This window comes from Pedococcus sp. P2_D9, from assembly GCF_056404275.1.
The window spans coordinates 186,326-209,120 of the sequence record NZ_JBFUEI010000001.1 but is presented as its reverse complement, the minus strand read 5'-3'; the positions used below and the strand labels follow the sequence as shown (position 1 = coordinate 209,120).

19 protein-coding genes and 1 tRNA gene are annotated in these 22,795 nt (G+C 69.3%); 9 read left to right on the top strand and 11 right to left on the bottom strand.

Annotated features, from left to right (window positions below):
* Positions 1–23: 23 nt before the first annotated feature.
* Entirely contained in the window at positions 24–425 is a 402-nt protein-coding gene (locus AC1DXJ_RS00990; protein WP_477632087.1) for a hypothetical protein, read from the bottom strand.
* 321 nt (positions 426–746) lie between these two features.
* On the opposite strand from AC1DXJ_RS00990, the gene AC1DXJ_RS00985 reads away from it, so the two are divergent.
* The gene (locus AC1DXJ_RS00985) at positions 747–1,706 is read left to right on the top strand and encodes a sulfotransferase family 2 domain-containing protein (protein WP_477612772.1); all 960 of its coding nucleotides are present in this window, start codon (positions 747–749) and stop codon (positions 1,704–1,706) included.
* Positions 1,707–1,743: 37 nt separating this feature from the next.
* On the opposite strand, the gene glfT1 is transcribed toward AC1DXJ_RS00985, so the two are convergent.
* The gene (gene glfT1 / locus AC1DXJ_RS00980; protein WP_477632086.1) at positions 1,744–2,685 is read right to left on the bottom strand and encodes a galactofuranosyltransferase GlfT1; all 942 of its coding nucleotides are present in this window, start codon (positions 2,683–2,685) and stop codon (positions 1,744–1,746) included.
* Positions 2,686–2,852: 167 nt separating this feature from the next.
* On the opposite strand from glfT1, the gene AC1DXJ_RS00975 reads away from it, so the two are divergent.
* The 8 genes from AC1DXJ_RS00975 to AC1DXJ_RS00940 all read left to right on the top strand — a co-directional run bounded on the left by AC1DXJ_RS00975 (position 2,853) and on the right by AC1DXJ_RS00940 (position 11,780).
* Complete coding sequence (locus AC1DXJ_RS00975) at positions 2,853–3,752, top strand: glycosyltransferase (protein WP_477612770.1); 900 nt, start codon at positions 2,853–2,855, stop codon at positions 3,750–3,752.
* Entirely contained in the window at positions 3,749–4,942 is a 1,194-nt protein-coding gene (gene glf, locus AC1DXJ_RS00970; RefSeq protein WP_477612769.1) for a UDP-galactopyranose mutase, read from the top strand. Before AC1DXJ_RS00975 ends, glf begins: the two co-directional genes overlap by 4 nt.
* Positions 4,939–6,906: a glycosyltransferase gene (locus AC1DXJ_RS00965; RefSeq protein ID WP_477636181.1), complete on the top strand. Its 1,968-nt coding sequence runs from the start codon at positions 4,939–4,941 to the stop codon at positions 6,904–6,906. Before glf ends, AC1DXJ_RS00965 begins: the two co-directional genes overlap by 4 nt.
* Positions 6,903–7,778: an ABC transporter permease gene (locus AC1DXJ_RS00960; protein ID WP_477612767.1), complete on the top strand. Its 876-nt coding sequence runs from the start codon at positions 6,903–6,905 to the stop codon at positions 7,776–7,778. The genes AC1DXJ_RS00965 and AC1DXJ_RS00960 overlap by 4 nt, the downstream gene beginning before the upstream one ends.
* A 2-nt stretch (positions 7,779–7,780) precedes the next feature.
* On the top strand, positions 7,781–8,509 hold the full coding sequence (locus AC1DXJ_RS00955; protein WP_477612766.1) for an ABC transporter ATP-binding protein: 729 nt from the start codon (positions 7,781–7,783) through the stop codon (positions 8,507–8,509).
* Positions 8,506–10,476: a DUF6541 family protein gene (locus AC1DXJ_RS00950; RefSeq protein ID WP_477636180.1), complete on the top strand. Its 1,971-nt coding sequence runs from the start codon at positions 8,506–8,508 to the stop codon at positions 10,474–10,476. Before AC1DXJ_RS00955 ends, AC1DXJ_RS00950 begins: the two co-directional genes overlap by 4 nt.
* Before the next feature lie 80 nt (positions 10,477–10,556).
* Positions 10,557–10,856 (top strand): three-helix bundle dimerization domain-containing protein, encoded by a 300-nt coding sequence (locus tag AC1DXJ_RS00945; RefSeq protein ID WP_477612764.1) that lies wholly within the window; start codon positions 10,557–10,559, stop codon positions 10,854–10,856.
* Between the two features lie 192 nt (positions 10,857–11,048).
* Entirely contained in the window at positions 11,049–11,780 is a 732-nt protein-coding gene (locus tag AC1DXJ_RS00940; RefSeq protein WP_477612763.1) for an AfsR/SARP family transcriptional regulator, read from the top strand.
* Here the strand turns inward: AC1DXJ_RS00940 and AC1DXJ_RS00935 are convergent.
* The 9 genes from AC1DXJ_RS00935 to lgt all read right to left on the bottom strand — a co-directional run bounded on the left by AC1DXJ_RS00935 (position 11,741) and on the right by lgt (position 22,789).
* Positions 11,741–12,100 (bottom strand): protease inhibitor I42 family protein, encoded by a 360-nt coding sequence (locus AC1DXJ_RS00935; protein ID WP_477636179.1) that lies wholly within the window; start codon positions 12,098–12,100, stop codon positions 11,741–11,743. The two genes, AC1DXJ_RS00940 and AC1DXJ_RS00935, sit on opposite strands and share 40 nt — an antisense overlap.
* 5 nt (positions 12,101–12,105) lie before the next feature.
* On the bottom strand, positions 12,106–12,537 hold the full coding sequence (locus tag AC1DXJ_RS00930; RefSeq protein WP_477612761.1) for a hypothetical protein: 432 nt from the start codon (positions 12,535–12,537) through the stop codon (positions 12,106–12,108).
* Positions 12,538–12,568: 31 nt separating this feature from the next.
* Positions 12,569–12,781 (bottom strand): hypothetical protein, encoded by a 213-nt coding sequence (locus tag AC1DXJ_RS00925; protein ID WP_477612760.1) that lies wholly within the window; start codon positions 12,779–12,781, stop codon positions 12,569–12,571.
* Between the two features lie 39 nt (positions 12,782–12,820).
* A complete protein-coding gene (locus AC1DXJ_RS00920) occupies positions 12,821–13,825 on the bottom strand; it encodes a C1 family peptidase (protein WP_477612759.1) in 1,005 nt (334 codons plus the stop codon).
* Positions 13,826–14,068: 243 nt separating this feature from the next.
* Positions 14,069–14,151: transfer RNA gene (locus tag AC1DXJ_RS00915), tRNA-Leu, on the bottom strand.
* A gap of 102 nt (positions 14,152–14,253) precedes the next feature.
* Entirely contained in the window at positions 14,254–15,705 is a 1,452-nt protein-coding gene (gene pyk / locus AC1DXJ_RS00910; RefSeq protein ID WP_477612758.1) for a pyruvate kinase, read from the bottom strand.
* Between the two features lie 93 nt (positions 15,706–15,798).
* Positions 15,799–17,253, bottom strand: coding sequence for a glutamate synthase subunit beta (locus tag AC1DXJ_RS00905; RefSeq protein ID WP_477612757.1), 1,455 nt, complete (start codon positions 17,251–17,253; stop codon positions 15,799–15,801).
* Positions 17,246–21,790, bottom strand: coding sequence for a glutamate synthase large subunit (gene gltB, locus AC1DXJ_RS00900; RefSeq protein ID WP_477612756.1), 4,545 nt, complete (start codon positions 21,788–21,790; stop codon positions 17,246–17,248). Before gltB ends, AC1DXJ_RS00905 begins: the two co-directional genes overlap by 8 nt.
* A 138-nt stretch (positions 21,791–21,928) precedes the next feature.
* Complete coding sequence (lgt, locus tag AC1DXJ_RS00895) at positions 21,929–22,789, bottom strand: prolipoprotein diacylglyceryl transferase (protein WP_477636178.1); 861 nt, start codon at positions 22,787–22,789, stop codon at positions 21,929–21,931.
* Positions 22,790–22,795 lie beyond the last annotated feature (6 nt).

Genomic DNA, 22,795 nt, shown 5'->3' with positions numbered 1-22,795 from the left:
CTCGCGGTGGATGTCCAGCGGGGTCAGCTCGCCTCGCTGACCAGGGCGGTCTGCATCAGCGCGAGGTGGCTCAGCCGCCGCTGACGCCCGTCGCCGGTGTTCCGGCCTCGCACGAGTCGGCGACGCAGCTCGTTGACCAGCTCCTGGTTCGACACGAACCGCAGGACGAACGTGGGCTCACCCTCCTGGTTCTTCGGCAGACCACACGCAACGCCGGCAGCAACGACGAGCTGACGGTAGGTCAGGTCCAGGGTCTTCGCGAGCGTCGAGAGCGTCGACTCGTCGGGCATGGCAGCCAGCTGCTCCGCCCCCACGAGGTCTGCGACGACCTCCGGGCTCAGTCCGCTCTCGAGCGTGAACTGAGAAAGGGACCATCCCTTCTCTCGCAGCCGCTCTTCGATGACGATGCCGAGCTCGTTCCCCATGGTGCTCCCTGCGTGGACGTGGAAGGGTCTCTTCCACTCTGGATGGGACGTTCGCCCCATCGTGGTGCGTCCTGCCCCGGTGGACACCGGAACAGCGCACTACACGGCAGATCAGGTCGTTTGCGTTGACTGAAGGGACGAGCATCGAGTCGCCCGATCGGGTCCTCTACGACCTGCTCCGGCGTTGCCGCTGTGGATCGGGCCCTGGTCCGGTCATCGCCACCTGCTGTCGGGCCCGAGACTCCCAGCGTTCTCCCTCTCGCAACCTCACTCGGCGCCGAGAGTCACCTGGCCCACACCTTCGCCCGCGATCGTGTCACCGTGACCCACGCGACAGGTGCGACCAGGGAAAGCCCGACCTTCACCGAGTGGGTGAGGAAGTACAACGGCCTGGCCTTCCTGCACCCTGGGTGGCGGCTCCTGTACATCTCCGTACCCAAGGCCGCCGGGACCTCGTTGAACGTGGCTCTCACCCGTTCCGCGGGCGTCCCCTTCCCGGGCGCCTTCGTCGACTCGCTCGGCGAGGAGTCGCTCGTGAGCCAGACCATCTGGGACGGGGACGCGGGCGGCCGACCGATGGTCGACTCACTGGACGACGCGGCATACGAACGCCTGATGGGCACCGGCCTCCGCCACGTCTTCACGGTGGTACGCCACCCCGTCGAACGCCTCCTGACCACCTGGTCCAGCAAGTACCTCGTCCGGGCTCCCTACTATCGCGCCAGGCTCGGGTTGCCGGACCCCGGCCTGCGACGGTTCGAGCGCGTGGACGACGTACTCGCAGACCTCGACGAGCTCGTGGCGCACCTCCATGCGAACCCCGCGCTCGTCCACCGTGATGTGCACCTCGTGTCGCAGTACGAGCTGCTGCGCCGCGACCTGACCCGCTTCGACCACGTCGGACGCACCGACCGGTTGGGCGAGACCATCGAGTGGCTTCGCGGTCGCCTTGCCACCGAGGGCGCCGAGCTCTGCGACGTCGGCCACGACAACGACTCCCCCATCGACGTCGACCTCTCGATGGTCGACCCGCGGACCGTGCAACGAATCCATGACCTCTACGCGGAGGACTACGGCTTCCTCGGCCTGGACCCCACTGAGGTGAGGCTGAACGGGACTCTCAGCGACGCCATGCTCGGGATCCTCAACCGGGAGATCGAGCACAACGTCCGCGCCGAGGTCCTCCACCGCGCTGCACACGGGCGTCCGAACCGGGCCGGTCCGCACCGTTCGCTGCGCACTGCGTTGTCGTCGTCGCTCAACAGGGCGATCGGGGCCTGACGGCGCCCCCTAGCTCGACGCACCAGCTGCGTCCGGACTACACGAAGGCGGTGTGTCGCGAGCCGGAGCCGGATGGCGAGGCAAAGAGCTCCCGCCGCCCTGCCCGGCTCGACCGGCGCCAGGCGCGCCAACCGGTCGGGTCGTGCTGTTGCACCAGGAAGTACCAGAGGTACCGCACTTCATCAGGCCAGCGCCGCCAACGCAGACCGGGCTGCGCCGTGAGGTACCCGAGGTTGCGGAACGTGCCTGCCCGCCTGACCGGGTCACGGGGAACCAGGACAGTGAGCCGTCCACCCAGGATGGGCGCCCAGTCATCGTGGCCCTGGGGATGGAGGTAGGTCGCGGGTGGGCAGGTGCCGAAACGGAGCTGACTACGCCTCAGCCGCCGGTGGATCTCGACCTCGTCACCGCGGACGAACAGCCGCGGGTCAGGCACACCCACCGCGTCAACGGCTCGGGCCGAGAACAGGGCGCCGTTGAACAAGTTGGCGACGTTGGGCACGAGGACATCGTCTCCCAGCTCCCCGCGCTGCCGGATCCACCGGAGACCCCTCCGCAGGGGGAACGCGAGTCGGTCCGGGTCGTCCTGGTCGACGACCAGGGGGGAAACCACGTCGAGACGATGATCGGCAGCGCAGGCCAGCAGTCGACCCAACGTCCACCTGGACCCCGGTCGTCCGTCGTCGTCGGCGAGCCACACCCAGTCGGCGCCCAGAGCGCGTGCGGTCAACACGCCGTACGCGTAGCCGCCGGCCCCACCGAGGTTCGTCTCGGACTGGAGCAGGGTGTGCGGGATCCCAGTCGCAGCAAGGGCATCGGCGGCACCGGGCTCCGTGCCGTTGTCCACGACGATGAGGTGGTCGGGTCGTCGTTGCTGCGAGGCAACGGCCTCGAGGCACGCTCGCAGGAGGGCTGCCCTGTCGCGCGTCACGATGACGCAGGCCACCCATGGCTGGCGGGCAGGTACCTCGGTCCTCACCCACCCAACGCTAGAAGTCGCGACGGCCCGGCTGGCGGCTCGCGGGTGAACGCCGGATGCACCCGCGGTGTCGACTCGGCCGCGCGGTAGGGGCCTTGGCCCGGGGTCCATCCGCGCGACGCGTCGAGTTCACCATCTCGTTGGTCTGGCTGCCTACCGTCGTCGTCGTGAGCATCCCCTTCTCCCTGCTCCTGCCCGTCTACCGTGGTGACCGCGCTGACCACCTGGCGAGAGCCTTCCAGAGCACCGTGCAGGAACAGCTGCTGCGACCCTCGGAGGTCGTGGTGGTCCAGGACGGGCACGTCGGCCCCGAGCTGGCCTCTGCGCTGGAACGGCTCGAGTCAACCAGCCCGGTGCCGGTGCGCCGGCTGCGCCTCAAGCACAACGTGGGACTGTCCCAGGCCCTCCAGTGCGGCCTCTCGGCCTGCACCCACGAGGTGGTGGCCCGGATGGACGCCGACGACATCAGCCTGCCGCACCGGTTTGCCGTCCAGATCCCCGTCATCGAGGCGGGCGCAGACCTGGTCGGTAGCGGGATGCGCGAGTTCGGCGAGGCGACACCGACGGACGGCTTGCTCAGGATCCCCCCGACCGACCCGGCGCAGATCGCCACCGAGGCGCGACTGCGCAGCCCGTTCAACCATCCCACGGTGGTCTACCGGCGGTCGGCGGTGCTCCAGGCAGGGGGCTACCGCGAGCTGCCGTTGCTGGAGGACTACTGGTTGTTCACCCGGATGATCGAGTCGGGTTCGGTGGTGGCGAACGTGCCGGAGCCGCTGGTCCTCTACAGAGTGGACGCCGGGTCCTACCGACGTCGTGGGGGGATGCGGCTGCTGCGCTCTGAGCTGGGGCTGCAGCGGCGGCTGCGACGTGAGGGCTTCACAACCCGGGCCGAGATGCTGCGCAACGTCGCGATCCGGGGCGGTTACCGGGTGATCCCCGTAGGACTTCGCAAGTCGTTGTACCGCAACCGGTTCACGACCGAGGCGGGGAGCTCGCCGGAGCTCCTGCTCGGCGAGGTGACGTCGACGGTTCTCCGTCCCCGCGCGACACGGGAGCACGCGTGAGGGCCGACCTCGTCGTCGTCGGGGCGGGTCTGTTCGGTCTCACCGTCGCCGAACAGGCCGCAGAGCGTGGCCTCGACGTCGCGATCGTGGACCGGCGCGACCACCCCGGCGGCAACGCCTGGAGCGAGACCGACCCGGACACGGGGATCGAGGTGCACCGCTACGGTGCCCACCTCTTCCACACGTCCAACGAGCGGGTGTGGGAGTACGTCAACAGGTTCACCGCCTTCACGGCATACCAGCACAGGGTCTGGACCGTGCACCGCGGGGAGGTGTACCCGCTGCCCATCAACCTCGGAACCCTCAACCAGTTCTTCCGCGCCAACCACGGGCCGCAGTCGGCTCGCGCCCTCGTCGCACGGCAGGCGGCCGAGGTGACCGGGCAGCCCGCGAACCTCGAGGAGAAGGCGGTGTCCCTCATCGGCCGCCCCCTCTACGAGGCGTTCATCCGCGACTACACCGCGAAGCAGTGGCAGACCGATCCGCGGGACCTGCCCGCCGAGGTGATCAGCCGCCTCCCCGTCCGCTACACCTACGACAACCGCTACTTCAACGACCGCTACGAGGGACTACCCCTCGACGGGTATGCCGCGTGGCTGAGTCGGATGGCCGACCACCCGCGCATCTCCGTGCACCTCGAGACGGACTTCCTGGCCGAGGGGCATCCGTTGTCCCGCAACGCCGTTCGGGGCCACGTGCCCGTCGTCTACACGGGACCGGTCGACCGCTACTTCGGTGACGTCCACGGGGCGCTGGGCTGGCGCACTCTGGACTTCGAGAGGGAGGTGCTTCCCGTCGGCGACTTCCAAGGAGCACCGGTGGTCAACTACGCCGATGCGGACGTCGACTTCACCCGAATCCTGGAGTTCCGTCACTTCCATCCGGAGCGCGACTACCGCACGGACCGCACCGTCATCGTCCGCGAACGGTCGCGCGGGGCCGGGCCCGGCGACGAGCCCTACTACCCGGTGAACACCCCTGAGGACCGTGACCGGCTGTTGGCCTACCGAGAGCTCGCAGAGCAGGAACGGCGCAGCTCGGTGTGGTTCGGCGGTCGGCTGGGGACCTATCAGTACCTCGACATGCACATGGCGATCGCCTCGGCGTTGCGCCTCGTCGACGACCTCGACGAGCTGGTGCACGGGCGCGGCCGGTCGCCTCGCCGCTCCGTCGTCGAGGTGTCGGTATGACCGCGGGGCCTCCCGCCGGCGACCGGGTGCTCGCCAGGGTGGTGTTTCCCACCGACGGGGACCTCGACGTCCTGCCGCTGTACGTGGACGGTCAGCAGGTGCCGGTCGCGGTCGAGGACGGCGAGACAGTGCTGCCTGTCCCCTTTGACCAGAGCCCGGACCAGGTGCTGGGCCGACGGTCCTATCGCCTCGGCCACGGTACGCGGACCTCTTTCGCCACCTACTTCAACGCCTTCCCGGCGGGGTACTGGCGGCGGTGGAGCGTCCTGCAGTCGGTGCGGCTCGACGTGCGCACCACCGGCAACGGGACTCTGATCGTCTACCGGTCATCGGCGCGAGGCAGCGTCGCCCGCGTCAGCGCGCACACGCTGACAGGACAGTCGACGCTGTCGATCCCGCTGCCACTGAATGCGTTCGGCGACGGTGGCTGGTACTGGTTCGACCTCGTGGCCGGCCGCGAGGACCTCGTGCTCGACGCTGCGGAGTGGCTTGCCGGCCAAACCGAGCCTGGCTCCCGCCAAGCGCCCCGTGGCACGGTCACGGTTGGAATCACCACCTTCAACCGCCCCGCCTACTGCAGCGCGCTCCTCGCCCAGCTCGCCGCCGACCACCAGCTCACCGACGTGGTGGACGAAGTCATCGTGGTGGACCAGGGCTCGGAGCAGGTGCGCCACGACCGGGGCTTTCCGGCGGCAGCGGCGTCCCTGGGCGGCCGACTGCGGGTGCTCGAGCAGCAGAACCTCGGCGGGTCCGGTGGCTTTGCGCGCGCGATGCTCGAGACCCTCGACGTGGGTCGCAGCGACTACGTGCTCCTCCTCGACGACGACGTCGTCTGTGAGCCCGAAGGCATCGCCCGTGCCGCCGTCTTCGCGGACTTCGCGCGTGCGCCCACGGTGGTCGGCGGCCACATGTTCTCGATGTACGAACGGTCGGTCCTGCACGCGTTCGCAGAGCGGGTCTCCCCCTGGCAGTTCCGATGGACTCCAGCCCCCGCGACCGAGCATGACCACGACCTCTCGCACTCCAACCTGCGCTCCACGCCGTGGCTCCACCGTCGTGCCGCGGCGGACTACAACGGCTGGTGGATGTGCCTCATCCCGACCGCGGTACTTCGCGACGTGGGGTTGTCCGTGCCCGTCTTCATCAAGTGGGACGACGCGGAGTTCGGCCTGCGCGCCGCGGAAGCCGGCTACCCGACCGTCTCGCTTCCCGGGACAGCGGTGTGGCACGTCCCCTGGACCGACAAGGACGACTCGGTCGACTGGCAGGCCTACTTCCACGCGCGGAATCGCTTCATCGCAGCGCTGCTCCACTCGCCGTTCGACCATGGTGGCCGGATAGTGCGTGAAAGCCTTGCCATCCAGCTCAAGCACCTCATGGCCATGCAGTACTCGGCAGCGCACCTGCGCGAGCAAGCCCTCCTCGACGTGCTGGCAGGCCCCGAGGACCTCCACCCGAGCCTGCCGTCACGGCTCGGTGAGGTCCGAGAAGCCCGCTCGGGCTTCGACGACGCGCGGGTGGCGCCGGATGCCAAGGCCTTCGCGCAGGTCCGCGCGGCCAAGCCGCGCAAGCGCGACCCCCGGACCGAGAAGCCCACCAGCCAGCTTGCGACCCTGACCACCGCTCTCGTCGGCCTGGCCCGGCAGCTCACAGCAGTGCCGGCGGGCGCACGGCAGCAGCCCGAACGCGAGGTCCCCGCCGCCGATGCCGGCTGGTGGACGCTCTCCCGGCTGGACTCCGCGCTCGTCTCGACGACCGACGGGACCGGCGTCTCGTGGCATCGGCGTGACCGCGCCCGGTCTCTGGCTGCGGCCCGCAGGGCGACTCAGGTGCACCAGCAGCTCCTGCGTGAGTGGCCGCGGCTCGCGGCCGAGTACCGCGCTGCCCTCCCGGACCTCGTGGGCCAGGACGCCTGGCGCAAGACCCTCGACCTGCCTCTGCCCGATCACGAGGCCGACCGGTGACCGCGGTCGCCATCGCCGCCGACACCCCGCTGGTCGTCCAGGGTCGCGGAGGTGGCCTGCGCGAGGTGGCGGGGCGACGATTCCTGCTCGGCCTCCTGGTTCGCAAGGAGCTCCGGGTGCGCTACCGGGCGTCTGTGCTCGGTCTGGGCTGGTCCTACGTCAAGCCCGCCGTGCAGTTCGGCGTGTACTTCGTGGGCCTGGGACTGCTGCTGCGCCAGACCACGATCGGTGACTACGCGGTCTACCTCTTCGGCGGCCTGGTCGTGATCACTGCGTTCGGCGAGGCCGTGGGGAACGCGACCCGGTCGGTCGTCGTCAACGCCGACCTCGTCCGCAAGATCTACCTGCCCCGCGAGCTCTTCCCGGTCTCGAGCCTCTGCGTGGCCGGGGTTCACCTGGGGCCCCAGCTGCTGGTGCTGGTCGTCGGAGCCTTCGTGGCAGGCTGGTCCCCCGACCTTGTCGGGGTGGTCGCACTCGGGGCGGGACTCGCCCTCGCCGCCCTGCTGGCGCTCGGCCTGGGGCTGCTGCTCGGGGCGGTCAACGTGCTCTTTCGTGACGTGGAGAACGTCGTCGACATGGTGCTCATGGTGTTGGTCTGGATGAGTCCGGTTCTCTACCCCTGGCAGCGCGTCGCCGACTTGCTCGGCTCCGACTCCGTGTGGTTCGGCATCTACCAGGCGAACCCGCTCACCGTGGCGGTCGAGCTCGTGCACCGGGGCACCTGGGCCAACGCATCTCCGGGCAACGGCGCGACGTTGCCGCCCGACCTGGCCTCCCGGACCCTCCTCGCGTTTGCTCTATCGGCATCGCTCGTGGTGCTGGGGGCGTGGGTGTTCCGGCGGCTGGCCGGCCGCTTCGCCCAGGAGCTGTGACCGTGACGACCAGCGCCGTCGAGGTCGACGGGATCTCGAAGCACTTCCGGCTCCGGCACACCCACTCACTGAAGGAGAGCGTGGTGTGGGCCCTGCAGGGTCGGGCCCGACGTGATGACTTCACGGCCCTGCACCACCTCGACCTCACCATCAACCAGGGGGAGACGGTGGCCCTCCTGGGCCGCAACGGGTCCGGCAAGTCGACCCTGCTGAAGCTCATGGCTGGTGTCATGGCTCCCGACAGCGGACAGGTCCGCGTGCGGGGTCGGCTGGCCGGTCTGCTCGAGGTCGGAGCCGGCTTCCACCCTGACCTCACTGGTCGGGAGAACGTGTACCTCAACGCCTCCATCCTGGGGGTCGAGCGCGCGCAGATCGCGGCCCGGTTCGACGACATCGTGGACTTCGCCGACATCGGCCCCTTCCTCGACACCCAGGTCCGCTTCTACTCGTCGGGGATGTTCCTCCGGCTCGCTTTTGCGGTGGCTGTGCACACCGAACCCGACGTCTTCCTGGTCGACGAGATCCTCGCCGTGGGTGACGAGGCATTCCGGGCCAAGTGCCTCGATCGCATTGCCCGACTGAGCGCCGAGGGTCGCACCCTCGTCGTGGTCAGCCACGACCTGCCGCTGGTCGAACGGCTGTGCACCAGGGGCGTGGTCCTCGACAGTGGTCGCGTCCTGGCCGATGGCCCGGTGAGCGCCGCGGTCGAGACCATGCGGGTCCGCGGTTGACCGGCTGGGCCGACGCAGCGCCAGCAGTGCTCGCGGCCGCCTGCGTCCTCGTCCTTCCCGGCCTCCTGGTCGCCCTCGCGGCAGGGTTGCGCGGGAACGCGGCTCTCGGGATGGCGTCGCCCCTGTCGGTGACGACTGTGGCGCTCACGGCAGTCGTGTGCGAACTCGTGGGCGTCCCCTTTGGCGTGCCGGCGGTAGCCGTTGCGACGACGGCCGCGGCCGCCGCGGTTCTCCTCGCAGCGCGCCTGCTCCCCGCGGGTAGGACGCGCGCGACCGCGCGGCTCCAGACCGGGCACCTCGGGACCGGGCACCTCGGGACCAGGCACCTCGGGAGCGAGCGCTTCGCGACGGCGTCAGGCATCGCCGGGGCAGCGATCGGGGGGACGTGCGCCGCGGTTGCCGTCGTTCGTGGGATCGGCCGACCTGAGGTCTTCCCGCAGACCTTCGACGCCCTCTTTCACCTGAGCGCGGTCTGGCGGGTGCTGCACACCGGGGACGCATCGTCGTTGACGTTGGGCAGCGTGTCGGCGCCAGGGCATTCGGCCGCCTTCTACCCAGCCGCGTGGCATGACGTCGTGGCCCTGGTGGCCCAGGTCTCGGGAGCCCACGTGGTGGTGGCGGTGAACTGCGTCTCGATCGCGATCGCAACCGTCGTCTGGCCGCTCGGATGCGTGTTCCTCGCACGTCAGCTCGTCGGGGATCGTCCCGGCGTGCTGTTCGCCGCTGGGGTGCTGTCCGCCGCCTTCGGTGCCTCGCCGTACCTTCTTCTGTCCTACGGCACGTTGTGGCCCAACGCCCTCGCGAACGCCCTGTTGCCCTCGGTACTCGCCTGCGGGGTGGCTGTCCTGCTCCCCAGGTCACCGCGGGACCTTGACGGGCTCGACGGCATGCGCGCCCTGGCCCTGGGAGCAGCAACGCTCCCGGGCGTCGCGCTCGCGCATCCCAACGCGGTGCCCAGTGCGATGCTCTACCTCACCGTGATGGCCCTGGCGGCTCTGGGCAGATGGGGCCTCGGCGACGGGGCCGGTCCTCGGAGACGGCTGACGGCCGCGGGTGCGGCCTCGGCCCTGGTCGGGGCGGACCTCTGGTTCGTGGCGTTCTCACCCGTCTTCGCGGCGACGCGCGGCACCAGCTGGCCAGCGCGGCAGACGCTCGCCCAGGCGGCAGGCGAGTGGGCCCTCGCAGCTCCGATGAGGAGTCCGGTCCCGTGGCTCGCCGCCACCCTGGTCCTCCTGGGCTGTGCCGTCGCCTCGCGAAAGCCACGCCTGCGCTGGCTGGTCCTCGCCCATGCCGCGGCCGGAGCGGCGTTCGTCCTCGTGTCCGGCAGCGACGGCAGGCTCGCCCGCGCCCTCAGCGGCCCCTGGTACGACGACTCGTTCCGCTTCGCAGGGCTTCTCGGCATCACCGCTGTGCCACTCGCGGCAGTCGGCCTCGAGTGGTGCGCGACCGCCGGCGTCATTGCGGTCGGCCGGGCCACGCCGCGCGCGCGCCGCTTGACGCCGCAGGCCGTCGTCGGTCCGATGGCCCTGGTCCTGGCCGCGCTCACCATGGGGATGTATGCCGGTGCGAACGGCCGTGTTGTCGGCAACTGGTACCACGGACAGTCCCTGGCGGGACCAGCGGAGAGGTCGATGCTCGTGCGCCTGCCGCAGCTGGTGCCGTCAGACGTGCGGATAGCGGGCAACCCGTGGAACGGTTCGCCCCTGGCGGCCCCTCTCGGCAACCGCGCGACCGTGTTTCCACACGTGGGCGGGGCGTGGGACCCAGACCGGCTGCTGCTGGCCAAGAGCCTGAACGAGGCGGCCGAGAGCCCGGCCGTGTGCGCTGCGGTGCATCGACTCGACGTCAGCTACGTGATCGACGGACCGATCGAGTTCTGGAAGGGCGACCGCCGGCAGACCCGCTATCCAGGGCTGGAGGTCGAGGGCCACCCAGGTTTTGTGCCGGTTGCCTCCGGGGGAGACTGACGCTCTACCGGGTGACGGCCTGCTCCTGAGCCCGGCGATCAGGTTCGCGAGCCGTCTTCGGGCCAGAGCTGAGGGCTCCGATGGACTGGCTCTTGCGCGCGGGACGAGACCGGAGGAACCTACGCTTCATGTCCGGGGTTGACGAGGCACAAGCCCTCGAGCACGTACGTGAAACGCTCGCCTCTCGGTTTCCCACGGTGGACCCGATGACAGTGAAGTCCGTTGTCATCGAGGTCCATGCCTCGCTCGATGGCCCCGTTCGAGATTACGTGCCGCTCCTCGTCGAGCGGGCGAGTATGGATCGCCTTCGCGCCCTGACGTCCGGCTCCTCGTCCCCTGCGCGAGCACGTCAGGCCCGGGGCGAGCTCACCTCAGCCTGAGCCACCGGGCTGACGCGGAAGTCGCACTGATGCGCCTGGTTGCCCCGATCCAGGATGCCGTGGTCCGGCCCGGTCAGGTCCGTTACGTCATTTGAGCGAGTACGAGACCGCTCTGGCGGAATATCATGCATTTGCCAGCGAACGTGGATGTTGACGTTCACTGGACTTCCGGACCGGCATGAGGGGGTTCCGATGGCCGGGATGCGCCTTCAGCTGCTGCAGGGGTTCGTCCTGCACGATGCCGACGCTCGCATCGGCCTGCCTCAGGGCATGCAGCGGCTCGTGGCGTTCCTCGCGCTCAAGGGTCCGGCACATCGTTGCGTGGTAGCCGGCACCCTGTGGCCCGAGGTTCCCGAATGCCAGGCGCTGGCCAGCCTGCGCACGAGCATCTGGCGGATGAACCGCATCCTGCCAGGGTCGATCGCCCAGGAGGGGATGTCCCTCACGACCGCACAGACCATGACGGTCGACAGTCGGCAACAGGAATGGTTCGTGACTCGGCTGCTGCGCGAGCAGGTCATCGACGAGCAGTGGATCTCAGAGCGACTCGAGATCCTGTGGCCCGGCGAGCTCCTGCCCGGGTGGTACGACGACTGGATCGTGCTCGAGAGGGAACGGCTCAGCCAGCTCCGCCTGCGCGCCCTGGAGCACACGGCCGTGGTGATGGCGCGAAGCCACCGCCGGGCGACGGCGCTCCAGCTCGCCCTCGAAGCCGTGCGTGCAGAACCGTTGCGTGAGACCGCGAACGCTGCCCTGATCGAGGTGTACCTGTTGGAGGGCAACGTCATCGACGCCGTGAACCAGTACGAGTCGTTTCGAGGACGTCTGCAGCGTGAGCTGGGGGTTGAGCCGTCCCCCGCCCTGCGAATCGGGCTGCCGCGCGGTCAAGTCCGCCGTTCAACGACTTCGACGGTCACGCTGTAGCGGGCAATTGCCCCGGTGTCGTCCTCGTCCTCTTCCCATTCGTGTCGGAGGACGAACCTGAGCGTGGCGACGCCCGTCGACAAGGCCGCCAGACGGAACTCCCGCGCTCCACCTCGTCCGAAGACGGGCTCGGCGGGCAACGGCTCCGACAGAGTCTGTGCGTACCCGTCGTCGACCATCCCGACGACGCCGCCCACCCCAGTAACCGTCCAGCGGTACCCGGTCGTCGGGTTCTCCTCCAGCACCACGACGAGCTCGTCGCCGAGCTCGACGACGATGCTGCGCCCGTCGTCAACCGCCCCCAGCTCGATCTGCGCCATCTGCCCTATCGCTTGGACGCTCTCGGCTTGGCCCGGGACCTGGGTGCCGTCTCGTCATCGGCCTCCGTGGCCGCCGACACCGCGGCTTGCAGGTCGTCCACCGACAGCGGTGCGGGAGCGCCGCCCGGTGCGCCGCCGCCGCCGACTCCCGCCAGGGACGGGTCGTCGGAAGGTGGCGGGGCGGCAGCCGCGCTGCCCGCGCTCAGCTGTTCGACGGGCATCGGCGTGGGCAGGGCGTCGCCGGAGGACGTGACCTCGCCACGAGCCCCGGCCAACTCCGCCGGTTCGAGCGGGGACGGGGTCTCGCCGGTCCCGGCCGCTTGGAGATCCTCGAGCGCGGCGGGGGCTGGTCCTGCACCCGTGTCGGCCGTGGCCATCGAGGTCGACTCGACCTGCCCGGCGCCGACGCTGATCGTGATGGTGACTTCGGAGCTCACGACGAATCCTTCCGATGCGTCAGGGCATACCTCACAGGTACGCCTGCACGATGTTGCCGCTACCGTCTCGGACGACGTATGCCTGTCGGTTGTTCGCCTTGGCAGCCGTCAGGATGAGGAACACGTTGGTCACGCCGTCGGCGCTACCCGTGAGGATACGGTGCCAGGCGTTGGTCCCGGCAAGATGCGCCCACGCGTTCTGTGCGTCTCGGCTGGCATAGACCTGATTGATGTTCGTCCACATGAAACCCATTCCTCCTCAGTCTCGTAGGCCTTTCGCGGCCTACAGGTACACCTGGTAGATCTGTGAGCCGTCCACGAGCACGGTCACCGTCAGGTTCTTGGCGGCCGCCTCGGTCAGGACTGCGTGCACGTTCGTGACCCCGTCGGCCGCACCGGGCTGGATACGACGCCACCCGAGCCCCGGGAAGTGTGCCCACGCGTTCTGTGCGTCCCGGCTGGCGTACACCTGGGTCACCTTGGTGCTCTGGTACACCGGGCCGACGCTCACGTCAGCGGAGTAGAAGGACCAGCTCGAGTCGATGAGGAGATCGGTTTGCCCGTATCCAATCCGGCCGAAGCCCTGGGCTCCCCACGTGGTGCCCCAGCTGTTCTTGACGATCCAGCACTGCTGGTTGTCGTCGTAACCCACCACGCAGATGCAGTGGTAGCCAGGAGGGTTCAGCCTCGTGGCGGCGGAGGACTTCACGTACACCGACGTCCCGTTGTAGGCGAAGAAGTCGCTCCACACCTCCAGCCCCGCGAGGACCGGACCTTTGGCTACGGCCTCCTTGCGCGCCGCCATGGTTCCGTAGCCGGTGAAACCGGAGATCTTGGTCAGGCGGTTCTGCCAGTCGCTGCACCGGCTGGCCCCGCAGTTCATGTTCTGCGGTTGGTAGGGCATGCATGCCTCGTCGGTGACCCCGGTGCTCTGCGCGAACGACAAACCTGAGGTCAGACCCCAGCCGTTACAGCTACCACCGCCGCAGAACTGCAGGAACGCCTCGGACAAGTCGATCGCGTAGGCCGGGTTGTTCAGCTTGATGCGGACTCCGGACTCGATCACGGCACAGGTGCAGAACGAGACGCAGGAACCACAGCCGCCCTGGTTCTTCACCGAGGTCACGTACCCCCCGGTTCGCCAGTCGACCGCGGTCGGAGCACCGACTCCTGCCCCGAAAGCCGACATCTCCTGCGCCGCGTAGCCCTGGGTTTCCGCCTCCAAGGCGGCCATCTCCTCGGGAGTGACGATGACCCCAAGGTAACCGCGCCGCTCCTCCGTGGACATCTCTGTCAGGAAGTTCTCCTCAGCCTGCCAGGAGAGACCATCTGCTTTGATCGCGGCCTGAATCTGACTAACAGTTGGTTCGTTCTTCGCCATGTCCCACCTCACACGGGTACGTCGGTCGACTGTCAGTCAACGAGACGGGCCGTCACGGAGGCGTCACTCCTGCGTCAACCCGTTTTCCGAGATCCCGGGCGGGGTTGTCGGCGCAGCCCTCAAGGGTGCGCTGTTGTGCAGGTCAAGGGGTGCCGAAGGCGGGACTTGAACCCGCACGCCCTTTCGAGCAGAGCATTTTGAGTGCTCCGTGTCTGCCATTCCACCACTTCGGCGCGGCCACGTCAGCGGCCTCCGAAAGGATAGCGGTGAGCACGCGGCATACCGAACGTGGCCGTGGCCTGTCGTGGGTCGGCAGGCCGTGCCCCCGCACCACGTCAGTCGGCGAGGTCCTCGTAGGCCGGTGCCACCTTGTTGATGGCGTCACCCATCTTGTGCACGCGCAACGCGTTGGTGGACCCAGGGATGCCGGGAGGCGATCCCGCGACGATGACGACGAGGTCCCCCTCCTTGGCGCGACCGGACGCGAGCAGCGACTTGTCGACCTGCTGGGCCATCTGGTCGGTGTGCCTGGCCATCGGGACGAGGTAGGTCTCGATGCCCCAGGCCAGCGCGAGTCGAGAGCGGGTGTGTGGCTCCGGGGTGAAGGCGAGCATGGGGATCCGCGGGCGGATGCGGGACATCCGCTTGGCCGTGTCGCCGGACTGGCTGAAGGTGATGAGGAACTTGGCGCCGAGCAGCTCACCGATCTCGACGGCAGCCGCAGCCACAGCGCCGCCCATCGTGTGCGGCTTGGTGCCGAGCGGTCGGATCCGCTCGAGGCCGTGCTCCTCGGTGCTCTCGATGATCCGGGCCATGGTCTGCACGGCGATGATCGGGTAGGCGCCGACGCTGGTCTCCCCCGACAGCATCAGGGCGTCCGCGCCGTCGAGGACGGCGTTGGCGGCGTCGGAGGCCTCGGCGCGGGTGGGGCGCGGGTTCTCGATCATCGACTCGAGGACCTGGGTGGCGACGATGACCGGCTTGGCATTGCGCCTCGCGATCTCGATGGCTTCCTTCTGGACGATCGGCACCTCTTCGAGCGGCAGCTCGACGCCGAGGTCGCCACGGGCCACCATCACACCGTCGAAGGCCTCGATGATCTCGACGAGGTTGTCGACGGCCTGCGGCTTCTCGATCTTGGCGATGACCGGCAACCGGACGCCGACCTCGTCCATCACGGCGTGGACGTCGTCGAGGTCGGCAGCCGAGCGCACGAAGGACAGCGCGATCATGTCGGCGCGCAGCCCGAGGGCCCAGCGCAGGTCTTCCTTGTCCTTCTCGGACATCGCCGGCACCGAGACCGCGACGCCAGGCAGGTTGATGCCCTTGTTGTTGGACACCATGCCGCCCACGGTCACCATGCAGCGGACGTCGGTGTCGGTGACCTCAACGGCCTGCAGGGCGACCTTGCCGTCGTCGATCAGCAGCGCGTCGCCAGGACTCACGTCACCCGGAAGACCCTTGTAGGTCGTGCCGACCTCTGCCTGCGACCCGTCGACCTCACGCGTCGTGATGGTGAACTCGGCGCCGTTGACCAGCTCGACCGGACCATCCTTGAACCGCGTGGTGCGGATCTTGGGACCCTGGAGGTCGACCAGGATGCCGACCGCGTGACCAGTCTCGTCGCTGGCCTTGCGGATCTCCTCGTAGATCTTCTCGTGGTCGGCGTACTCGCCGTGGGAGAGGTTGAGCCGGGCCACGTCCATGCCCGCCTCGACGAGCGCGCGGATGCGCTCGGGAGAGGAAACTGCGGGGCCGAGGGTGCAGACAATTTTGGCGCGACGCATGGCAACGACCCTATCGGTCAGCAACCCCCGAACGTGACCCCGGTCACCCTGCGGACACCCCACAGCGGAGGTATGCCGCGTTGCGACCGAGCCTCAGACGACCAGGGGGCGGTCGCTCGGGTTGATGGGACGTGGCAAGGCGGTGCCACCCGTGAGGAATCGGTCGACTCCTGCTGCGGCCGACCGACCTTCGGCGATGGCCCACACGATGAGTGACTGTCCACGACCGGCGTCACCGGCGACGAAGACACCGGGCACCGAAGACATGAAGTCCTTGTCGCGCTTGACGTTCGAGCGCTCGTCGAGCTCGACCTCGAGCTGCTCGACGACACCGGGGCCCTCTGGTCCGAGGAAGCCCATGGCCAGCAGGATCAGCTGGGCAGGAAGGACTCGCTCCGTGCCCTCGACCTCCTCGAAACCCTTGTCGCCCATGCGCACGTCGACGACCCGGATGCCGGACACCTTGCCGTCCTCGCCGAGGACCTCCTTGGTGGACGCGGCATACACGCGGTCGCCGCCCTCCTCGTGCGCGGAGGCGACGCGGAAGATCATCGGGTAGGTAGGCCACGGCTGGCCCGCCACGCGCTCCTCCCCCGGCTGCGGCAAGATCTCGAGGCTGGTGACCGAGCGAGCACCCTGGCGGTGGGAGGTGCCGATGCAGTCGGCCCCGGTGTCGCCGCCGCCGATGACGATGACGTCCTTGCCCTCGGCGGTGACCTGTCCCTCGACGGTTTCACCGAGCGCCACCCGGTTGGCGGGCGGCAGGAAGTCCATCGCCTGCATCACGCCGTCGAGCTCGCGGCCGGGGACCGGCAGGTCACGCGGCACCGTCGCACCGATGGCGAGGACCACGGCGTCGTAGCGGTCGCGCAGCTGCTTGCCGGTGACGTCGCCGCCGACGTCGACCCCGCTGCGGAAGCGGGTGCCCTCGGCCTCCATCTGGGCGATCCGGCGGTCGAGGACGGACTTCTCCATCTTGAACTCGGGGATGCCGTAGCGCAGCAGCCCACCAGGCTTGTCGGCGCGCTCGTAGACCGCGACCGTGTGGCCGGCGCGGGTGAGCTGCTGGGCAGCGGCCAGACCGGCTGGACCCGAGCCGACCACGGCGACCGTCTTGCCCGAGAGGCGTTCGGGGGCCTGGGGCTGGACGTAGCCGGCGTCGAAGGCGCGGTCGATCGTCGTGACCTCGATCTGCTTGATGGTCACGGCAGGCTGGTTGATGCCGAGGACACAGGCCGTCTCACACGGAGCCGGGCAGAGCCGACCGGTGAACTCGGGGAAGTTGTTGGTGGCGTGCAGCCGTTCGATGGCCTCGCGCCAGTCGCCCTTCCAGGCCAGGTCGTTCCACTCGGGGATGAGGTTGCCCAGCGGACATCCGCTGTGGCAGAACGGGATCCCGCAGTCCATGCAGCGACCGGCCTGGCGCTGCAGCTGTCCGAGCTCCTGCTCCTCGTAGACCTCTTTCCAGTCCCGGATGCGCACGGGCACGGGTCGGCGGGCCGGCAGCTCGCGCTCACGTGTCTTGAGAAAGCCCTGGGGGTCAGCCACGGGAAGCCTCCATGATCCGCTCCCAGACCTCGGAGCCGTTGACGTCGAGTCCCTCCGCCTCAGCGGCGGCGCGCACGTCCAGGACGCGCTGGTAGTCGCGCGGAAGGACCAGGGTGAAGCGCGTCCTTGCGCTGTCCCACTCCTCCAGCAGCCTTGCGGCGACGGGCGATTCGGTCCACTCGACGTGCTTGCCCAGCAGCTCGCGCACGACCGTCTCGTCGTCGGGCCGCAGGGCGGACAGGTCGACGAGCTCGGTGTTGACCCGCCCGGGGTCGAGGTCCAGCACGTAGGCAACTCCCCCGGACATTCCGGCGGCGAAGTTGCGACCGGTGGGCCCGAGCACGAGGACCGTGCCGCCCGTCATGTACTCGCAGCCGTGGTCGCCGACACCTTCGACGACAGCGGTGGCTCCGGAGTTGCGCACGCAGAAGCGCTCGCCCACGAGGCCGCGCAGGTAGAGCTCACCGGTGGTGGCGCCGTAGCCGATCACGTTGCCGGCAATGACGTTTGCCTCGGCCTGGAGCGGGGCCGCGCGGTCGGGACGGACCACGATCCGGCCACCGGAGAGGCCCTTGCCGACGTAGTCGTTGGCGTCCCCGACCAGGCGCAGGGTGACCCCGCGCGGGACGAACGCACCGAGCGACTGACCGGCCGAACCCCTGAGGGTGAGGTTGATCGTGTCGTCGGGCAGACCCTCCGGGTAGGCCTTCGTGACCTCGTGACCGAGCAGCGTGCCGATCGTCCGGTTGACGTTGCGGACCGCGACGTCACCCGTGACCCGGGTGCCGTCGTTGAGGGCCTCGCGGGCGATGGTGATGAGGTGGTGGTCGAGCGCCTTCTCGAGCCCGTGGTCCTGGGTCGTGGTGTTGCGCCGGGCCGAGCCGTCAGGACTTTCGACGTCGGTGAAGATCGGCGAGAGGTCGAGGCCGGCTGCCTTCCAGTGGTTGACCGCGCGAGTCGCGTCGATCGCCGAGACCTGGCCGATCGCCTCCTCGATGCTCTTGAAGCCGAGGGCCGCCAGGTGCTCGCGGACCTCCTCGGCGACGTACTCGAAGAAGGTCTCGACGAACTCGGGCTTGCCCGAGAACCGGGACCGCAGCTCGGGGTTCTGGGTCGCGATGCCGACCGGACACGTGTCCAGGTGGCAGACCCGCATCATGATGCAGCCGCTCACGACCAGCGGTGCCGTGGCGAAGCCGAACTCCTCTGCGCCGAGGAGTGCGGCGATGATGACGTCACGACCGGTCTTGAGCTGACCGTCGCACTGGACGACGATGCGGTCGCGCAACCCGTTGAGCACCAGCGTCTGCTGCGTCTCGGCGAGCCCGATCTCCCAGGGCCCACCGGCGTGCTTGAGGGAGGTGAGCGGCGAGGCGCCCGTCCCGCCGTCGTGACCGGAGATGAGCACGACGTCGGAGTGCGCCTTGGAGACGCCGGCCGCGACGGTGCCGACACCGATCTCCGACACGAGCTTGACGTGGATCCGGGCCTCGGGGTTGGCGTTCTTGAGATCGTGGATCAGCTGGGCAAGGTCCTCGATCGAGTAGATGTCGTGGTGCGGCGGCGGACTGATCAGGCCGACACCCGGCGTCGAGTGCCGCGTCGTGGCGATCCACGGGTAGACCTTGTGACCGGGCAGCTGCCCGCCCTCGCCGGGCTTGGCGCCCTGGGCCATCTTGATCTGGATGTCGCCGGACTTCGTGAGGTAGAGCGACGTGACCCCGAAGCGGCCGGAGGCCACCTGCTTGATCGTCGACCGACGCTCCGGGTCCATCAACCGGTCGACGTCCTCGCCGCCCTCGCCCGTGTTGGAACGACCACCGAGCCGGTTCATGGCGATCGCCAGCGTCTCGTGGGCTTCCTGGCTGATCGAGCCGTAGGACATCGCCCCGGTGTTGAACCGCTTGACGATCTCGCTGACCGGCTCGACCTCGTCGATCGAGATGGCGGGGCGCGGCGACGCCCCTCCGAGCGTGAACAGGCCGCGCAGCGTCATCAGCCGCTCGGACTGCTCGTCGATGCGCTCGGTGTACTGCTTGAAGATGTCGTAGCGCCGCTGCCGCGTCGAGTGCTGCAGCCGGAACACGGTGTCGGGGTCGAAGAGGTGCGGCTCACCTTCGCGCCGCCACTGGTACTCGCCGCCGACGCCGAGCTTGCGGTGCGGCAGTCGCACCCCGTCCGGCGGGTATGCCGCGGCGTGCCGGGCCGCGGTCTCCGCGGCGAGGACGTCGAGGCCGACTCCGCCCAGCTGGCTCACGGTGCCCGTGAAGTAGCGGTCGACGAGCTCCTGGGACAGGCCGAGGGCCTCGAAGACCTGGGCGCCGCGGTAGGACGCGACGGTCGAGATGCCCATCTTGGACATCACCTTGAGCACGCCCTTGCCGAGGGCCTTGATGAGGTTCTTGACGGCTTGCTCAGAGGTGACGCCGTCGATTGCGCCGGAGCGGACGAGGTCCTCCACCGACTCCATGGCGAGGTAGGGGTTGACGGCCGCCGCGCCGTACCCGACGAGGAGTGCGACGTGGTGGACCTCGCGGACGTCTCCCGCCTCGACGACCAGGCCCACGAGGGTGCGGGTCTTCTCGCGGATGAGGTGGTGGTGGACTGCGGAGGTCAGCAGCAGCGACGGGATGGGGGCGTAGTCGCGCCCTGAGTCGCGGTCGGAGAGCACGACGAACCGGGCACCCTCGGCGATCGCCGCGGACACCTCACCGAAGATCTCCTCGAGGCGCGCCGTCATCGCGGCCGCGCCACCGGTGACGTCGTAGAGCCCGCGCACCACGTGGGTGGCGTAGCCGGGCAGGTCGCCGTCGGCGTTGACGTGGACGATCTTGGCCAGCTGGTCGTTGTCGATCACGGGGAACGGCAGAACGACCTGGCGGGAGTGGGCCGGCCCGGCCGCCAGGGCGTTGCCCTCGGGCCCGATGACGGTGCCGAGCGAGGTGACCAGCTCCTCGCGGATGGCGTCCAGCGGCGGGTTGGTGACCTGGGCGAAGAGCTGGGTGAAGTAGTCGAAGACCAGGCGGGGGCGGTCCGACAGCACCGCGATCGGGGTGTCGGTGCCCATCGAACCGAGGGCCTCTCCCCCGGTGCGGGCCATCGGGGTGAGCAGGATCTTGAGCTCCTCCTGCGTGTAGCCGAAGGTCTGCTGGCGGCGGGCGACCGACGCCGCCGTGTGCACGATGTGCTCGCGCTCGGGGAGGTCGTCGAGGTGGATCAGGCCCGCGTGCAGCCACTCGTCATAGGGGTGCTGGGCGGCGAGCTGGGACTTCACCTCGTCGTCGGAGACGATGCGGCCGTGCTCGGTGTCGACCAGGAACATACGTCCGGGCTGGAGGCGGCCCTTGCGGACCACCCGGGTCGGGTCGAGGTCCAGGACCCCGGACTCCGAAGCCAGCACGACGAGCCCGTCGTCGGTCACCGAGTAGCGGCCCGGGCGCAGTCCGTTGCGGTCGAGCACTGCGCCGATGAGCGAGCCGTCCGTGAACGTCACGCAGGCGGGACCGTCCCACGGCTCCATGAAGGTCGAGTGGAACTCGTAGAAGGCCCGGCGGGCGGGGTCCATCTCCTCGTTGTTCTCCCACGCCTCCGGGATCATCATGAGGACGGCGTGGGGCAGGGGGCGGCCACCGAGGTGCAGCAGCTCGAGCGCCTCATCGAAGGACGCCGAGTCGGACGCCTCCGGGGTGCAGATGGGGAACAGCCGCTCGAGGTCCCCGGGGATGACGTCGGAGACCAGCTGGCTTTCCCGCGCGCTCATCCAGTTGCGATTGCCCTTAACGGTGTTGATCTCACCGTTGTGCGCGATCAGCCGGTAGGGGTGCGCCAGCGGCCAGCTGGGGAACGTGTTGGTCGAGAAGCGCGAGTGGACCAGCGCGAGCTGGGTCTCGAACCGCCGGTCGGACAGGTCGGGGAAGAACGGCTCGAGCTGGCCGGTGGTGAGCATGCCCTTGTAGACCAGCGTGCGACACGACAGGGACGGGAAGTAGACGTCGGTCTCACGCTCGGCCCTCTTGCGCAGGCAGAACGCCAGGCGGTCCAGGCCGAGGCCGACCATCCGACCCACGGCCGCCGAGACGAACAGCTGGCGGAAGAACGGCATGCAGTCGCGCGCTGCCTGGCCGACCAGCTCCGCGGCCACCGGCACGTCGCGCCAGCCGAGGACGGTCAGCCCCTCCTCAACGGCCAGCTCCTCGATCCGGGCCTCGACCCGGGCACGCTCGGCCTCGTCGCCGGGCAGGAACGCGATGCCCACGGCATACGCACCCTGGACGGGGAGGTCGAAGTCCACCACCGCACGCAGGAAGGCGTCCGGGACCTGCGTGAGGATGCCGGCGCCGTCGCCCACGAGCGGGTCGGCGCCGGTGGCGCCGCGGTGGTCGAGGTTGCGCAGCGCGGTGAGGGCGTGGTCGACGATGTCGTGCCCTGCGCTCCCCCGCATCGTCGCCACGAGGGCGACCCCGCAGGCGTCGTGCTCGAACTCGCGGCGGTAGAGGCCCGTGTCGGCGGGCTGGGCGGAGAAGCGCGCAGAGGTCACGTTCGGGTCACCGTCCTTGGGGGGAGAAGTGCGTTGTGGAACCCAAGTTGGGCACACCAGGTCACGCGCGTGGACGGCCTTGGCCACGGCTGCAGGAAGGATAGCCCGAGTGCCGTTTGTCCCGCCATGTGAGCCGCCTCATTCCGTATGCTGAGACGTCGCCTCACGCGGAACGGCCACCTCGCGGCGCCTCCCGAACCACACGATGGCCACGCCTATCAGGAAGACCAGGATGCTCGTCCACACGTTGACGCGCGCGCCGAGGATCTTGTGCGCGGGGTCGCTGCGCATCAGCTCGAAGACGATCCGGCCCAACGGGTACCCCACCACGTAGAGGCCGAACAGCTGTCCCTTGCGCAGCGCCCAGCGGCGGTCTGCGAACACCAGCACCAGGGCGAGCAGGAGGCACCACAGCGACTCGTAGAGGAACGTGGGCTGGTAGGTGCCGAGCACCACGGCCTTGCCGCTCGCGTCCCGCACCGCGTGACCGGCGGACTGGTCCCACTCGTGGATGGTCAGGCCCCACGGGACGTCGGTCGCGCGGCCGTAGAGCTCGTTGTTGAACCAGTTGCCCCACCGGCCGAGGGCCTGGGCCACGGCCACCCCGGGGGCAGCGGCGTCGATGTAGTCGAGGAACGGGACGCCGTGGCGACGTGCCCCTATCCAGCCCCCCAGTGCTCCGAGGGCGATGGCGCCCCAGATGCCGAGCCCACCCTCCCAGATGTAGAGCGCCTTGAGCGGGTGGCCGCCCTCGCCGAAGTACGGGTCCGGGGTCGTGATGACGTGGTAGAGCCGGCCACCGATGATGCCGAAGGGGACCGCCCAGGCGGAGATGTCGACGGCTTTCTCCGTGGCGTGACCGCGGTCGACGAGCCGCCGACCCGTGATCCAGACGGCCACGACGATCCCCGCGAGGATGCACAGGGCATAGGCCCGGATCGGGAACGGGCCGAGGTGCCACACTCCCGAGGTCGGGCTGGGCAGGTAGTAGGGCACCACTGGAGG

Coding starts and splice junctions, on each gene's coding strand:
- AC1DXJ_RS00925 (WP_477612760.1), bottom strand. CDS start 12,781: ATGTGGACGAACATCAATCAGGTCTATGCCAGCCGAGACGCACAGAAC.
- AC1DXJ_RS00935 (WP_477636179.1), bottom strand. CDS start 12,100: ATGGCGCAGATCGAGCTGGGGGCGGTTGACGACGGGCGCAGCATCGTC.
- AC1DXJ_RS00965 (WP_477636181.1), top strand. CDS start 4,939: ATGACCGCGGGGCCTCCCGCCGGCGACCGGGTGCTCGCCAGGGTGGTG.
- pyk (WP_477612758.1), bottom strand. CDS start 15,705: ATGCGTCGCGCCAAAATTGTCTGCACCCTCGGCCCCGCAGTTTCCTCT.
- AC1DXJ_RS00920 (WP_477612759.1), bottom strand. CDS start 13,825: ATGTCCACGGAGGAGCGGCGCGGTTACCTTGGGGTCATCGTCACTCCC.
- AC1DXJ_RS00940 (WP_477612763.1), top strand. CDS start 11,049: ATGGCCGGGATGCGCCTTCAGCTGCTGCAGGGGTTCGTCCTGCACGAT.
- AC1DXJ_RS00945 (WP_477612764.1), top strand. CDS start 10,557: ATGGACTGGCTCTTGCGCGCGGGACGAGACCGGAGGAACCTACGCTTC.
- AC1DXJ_RS00990 (WP_477632087.1), bottom strand. CDS start 425: ATGGGGAACGAGCTCGGCATCGTCATCGAAGAGCGGCTGCGAGAGAAG.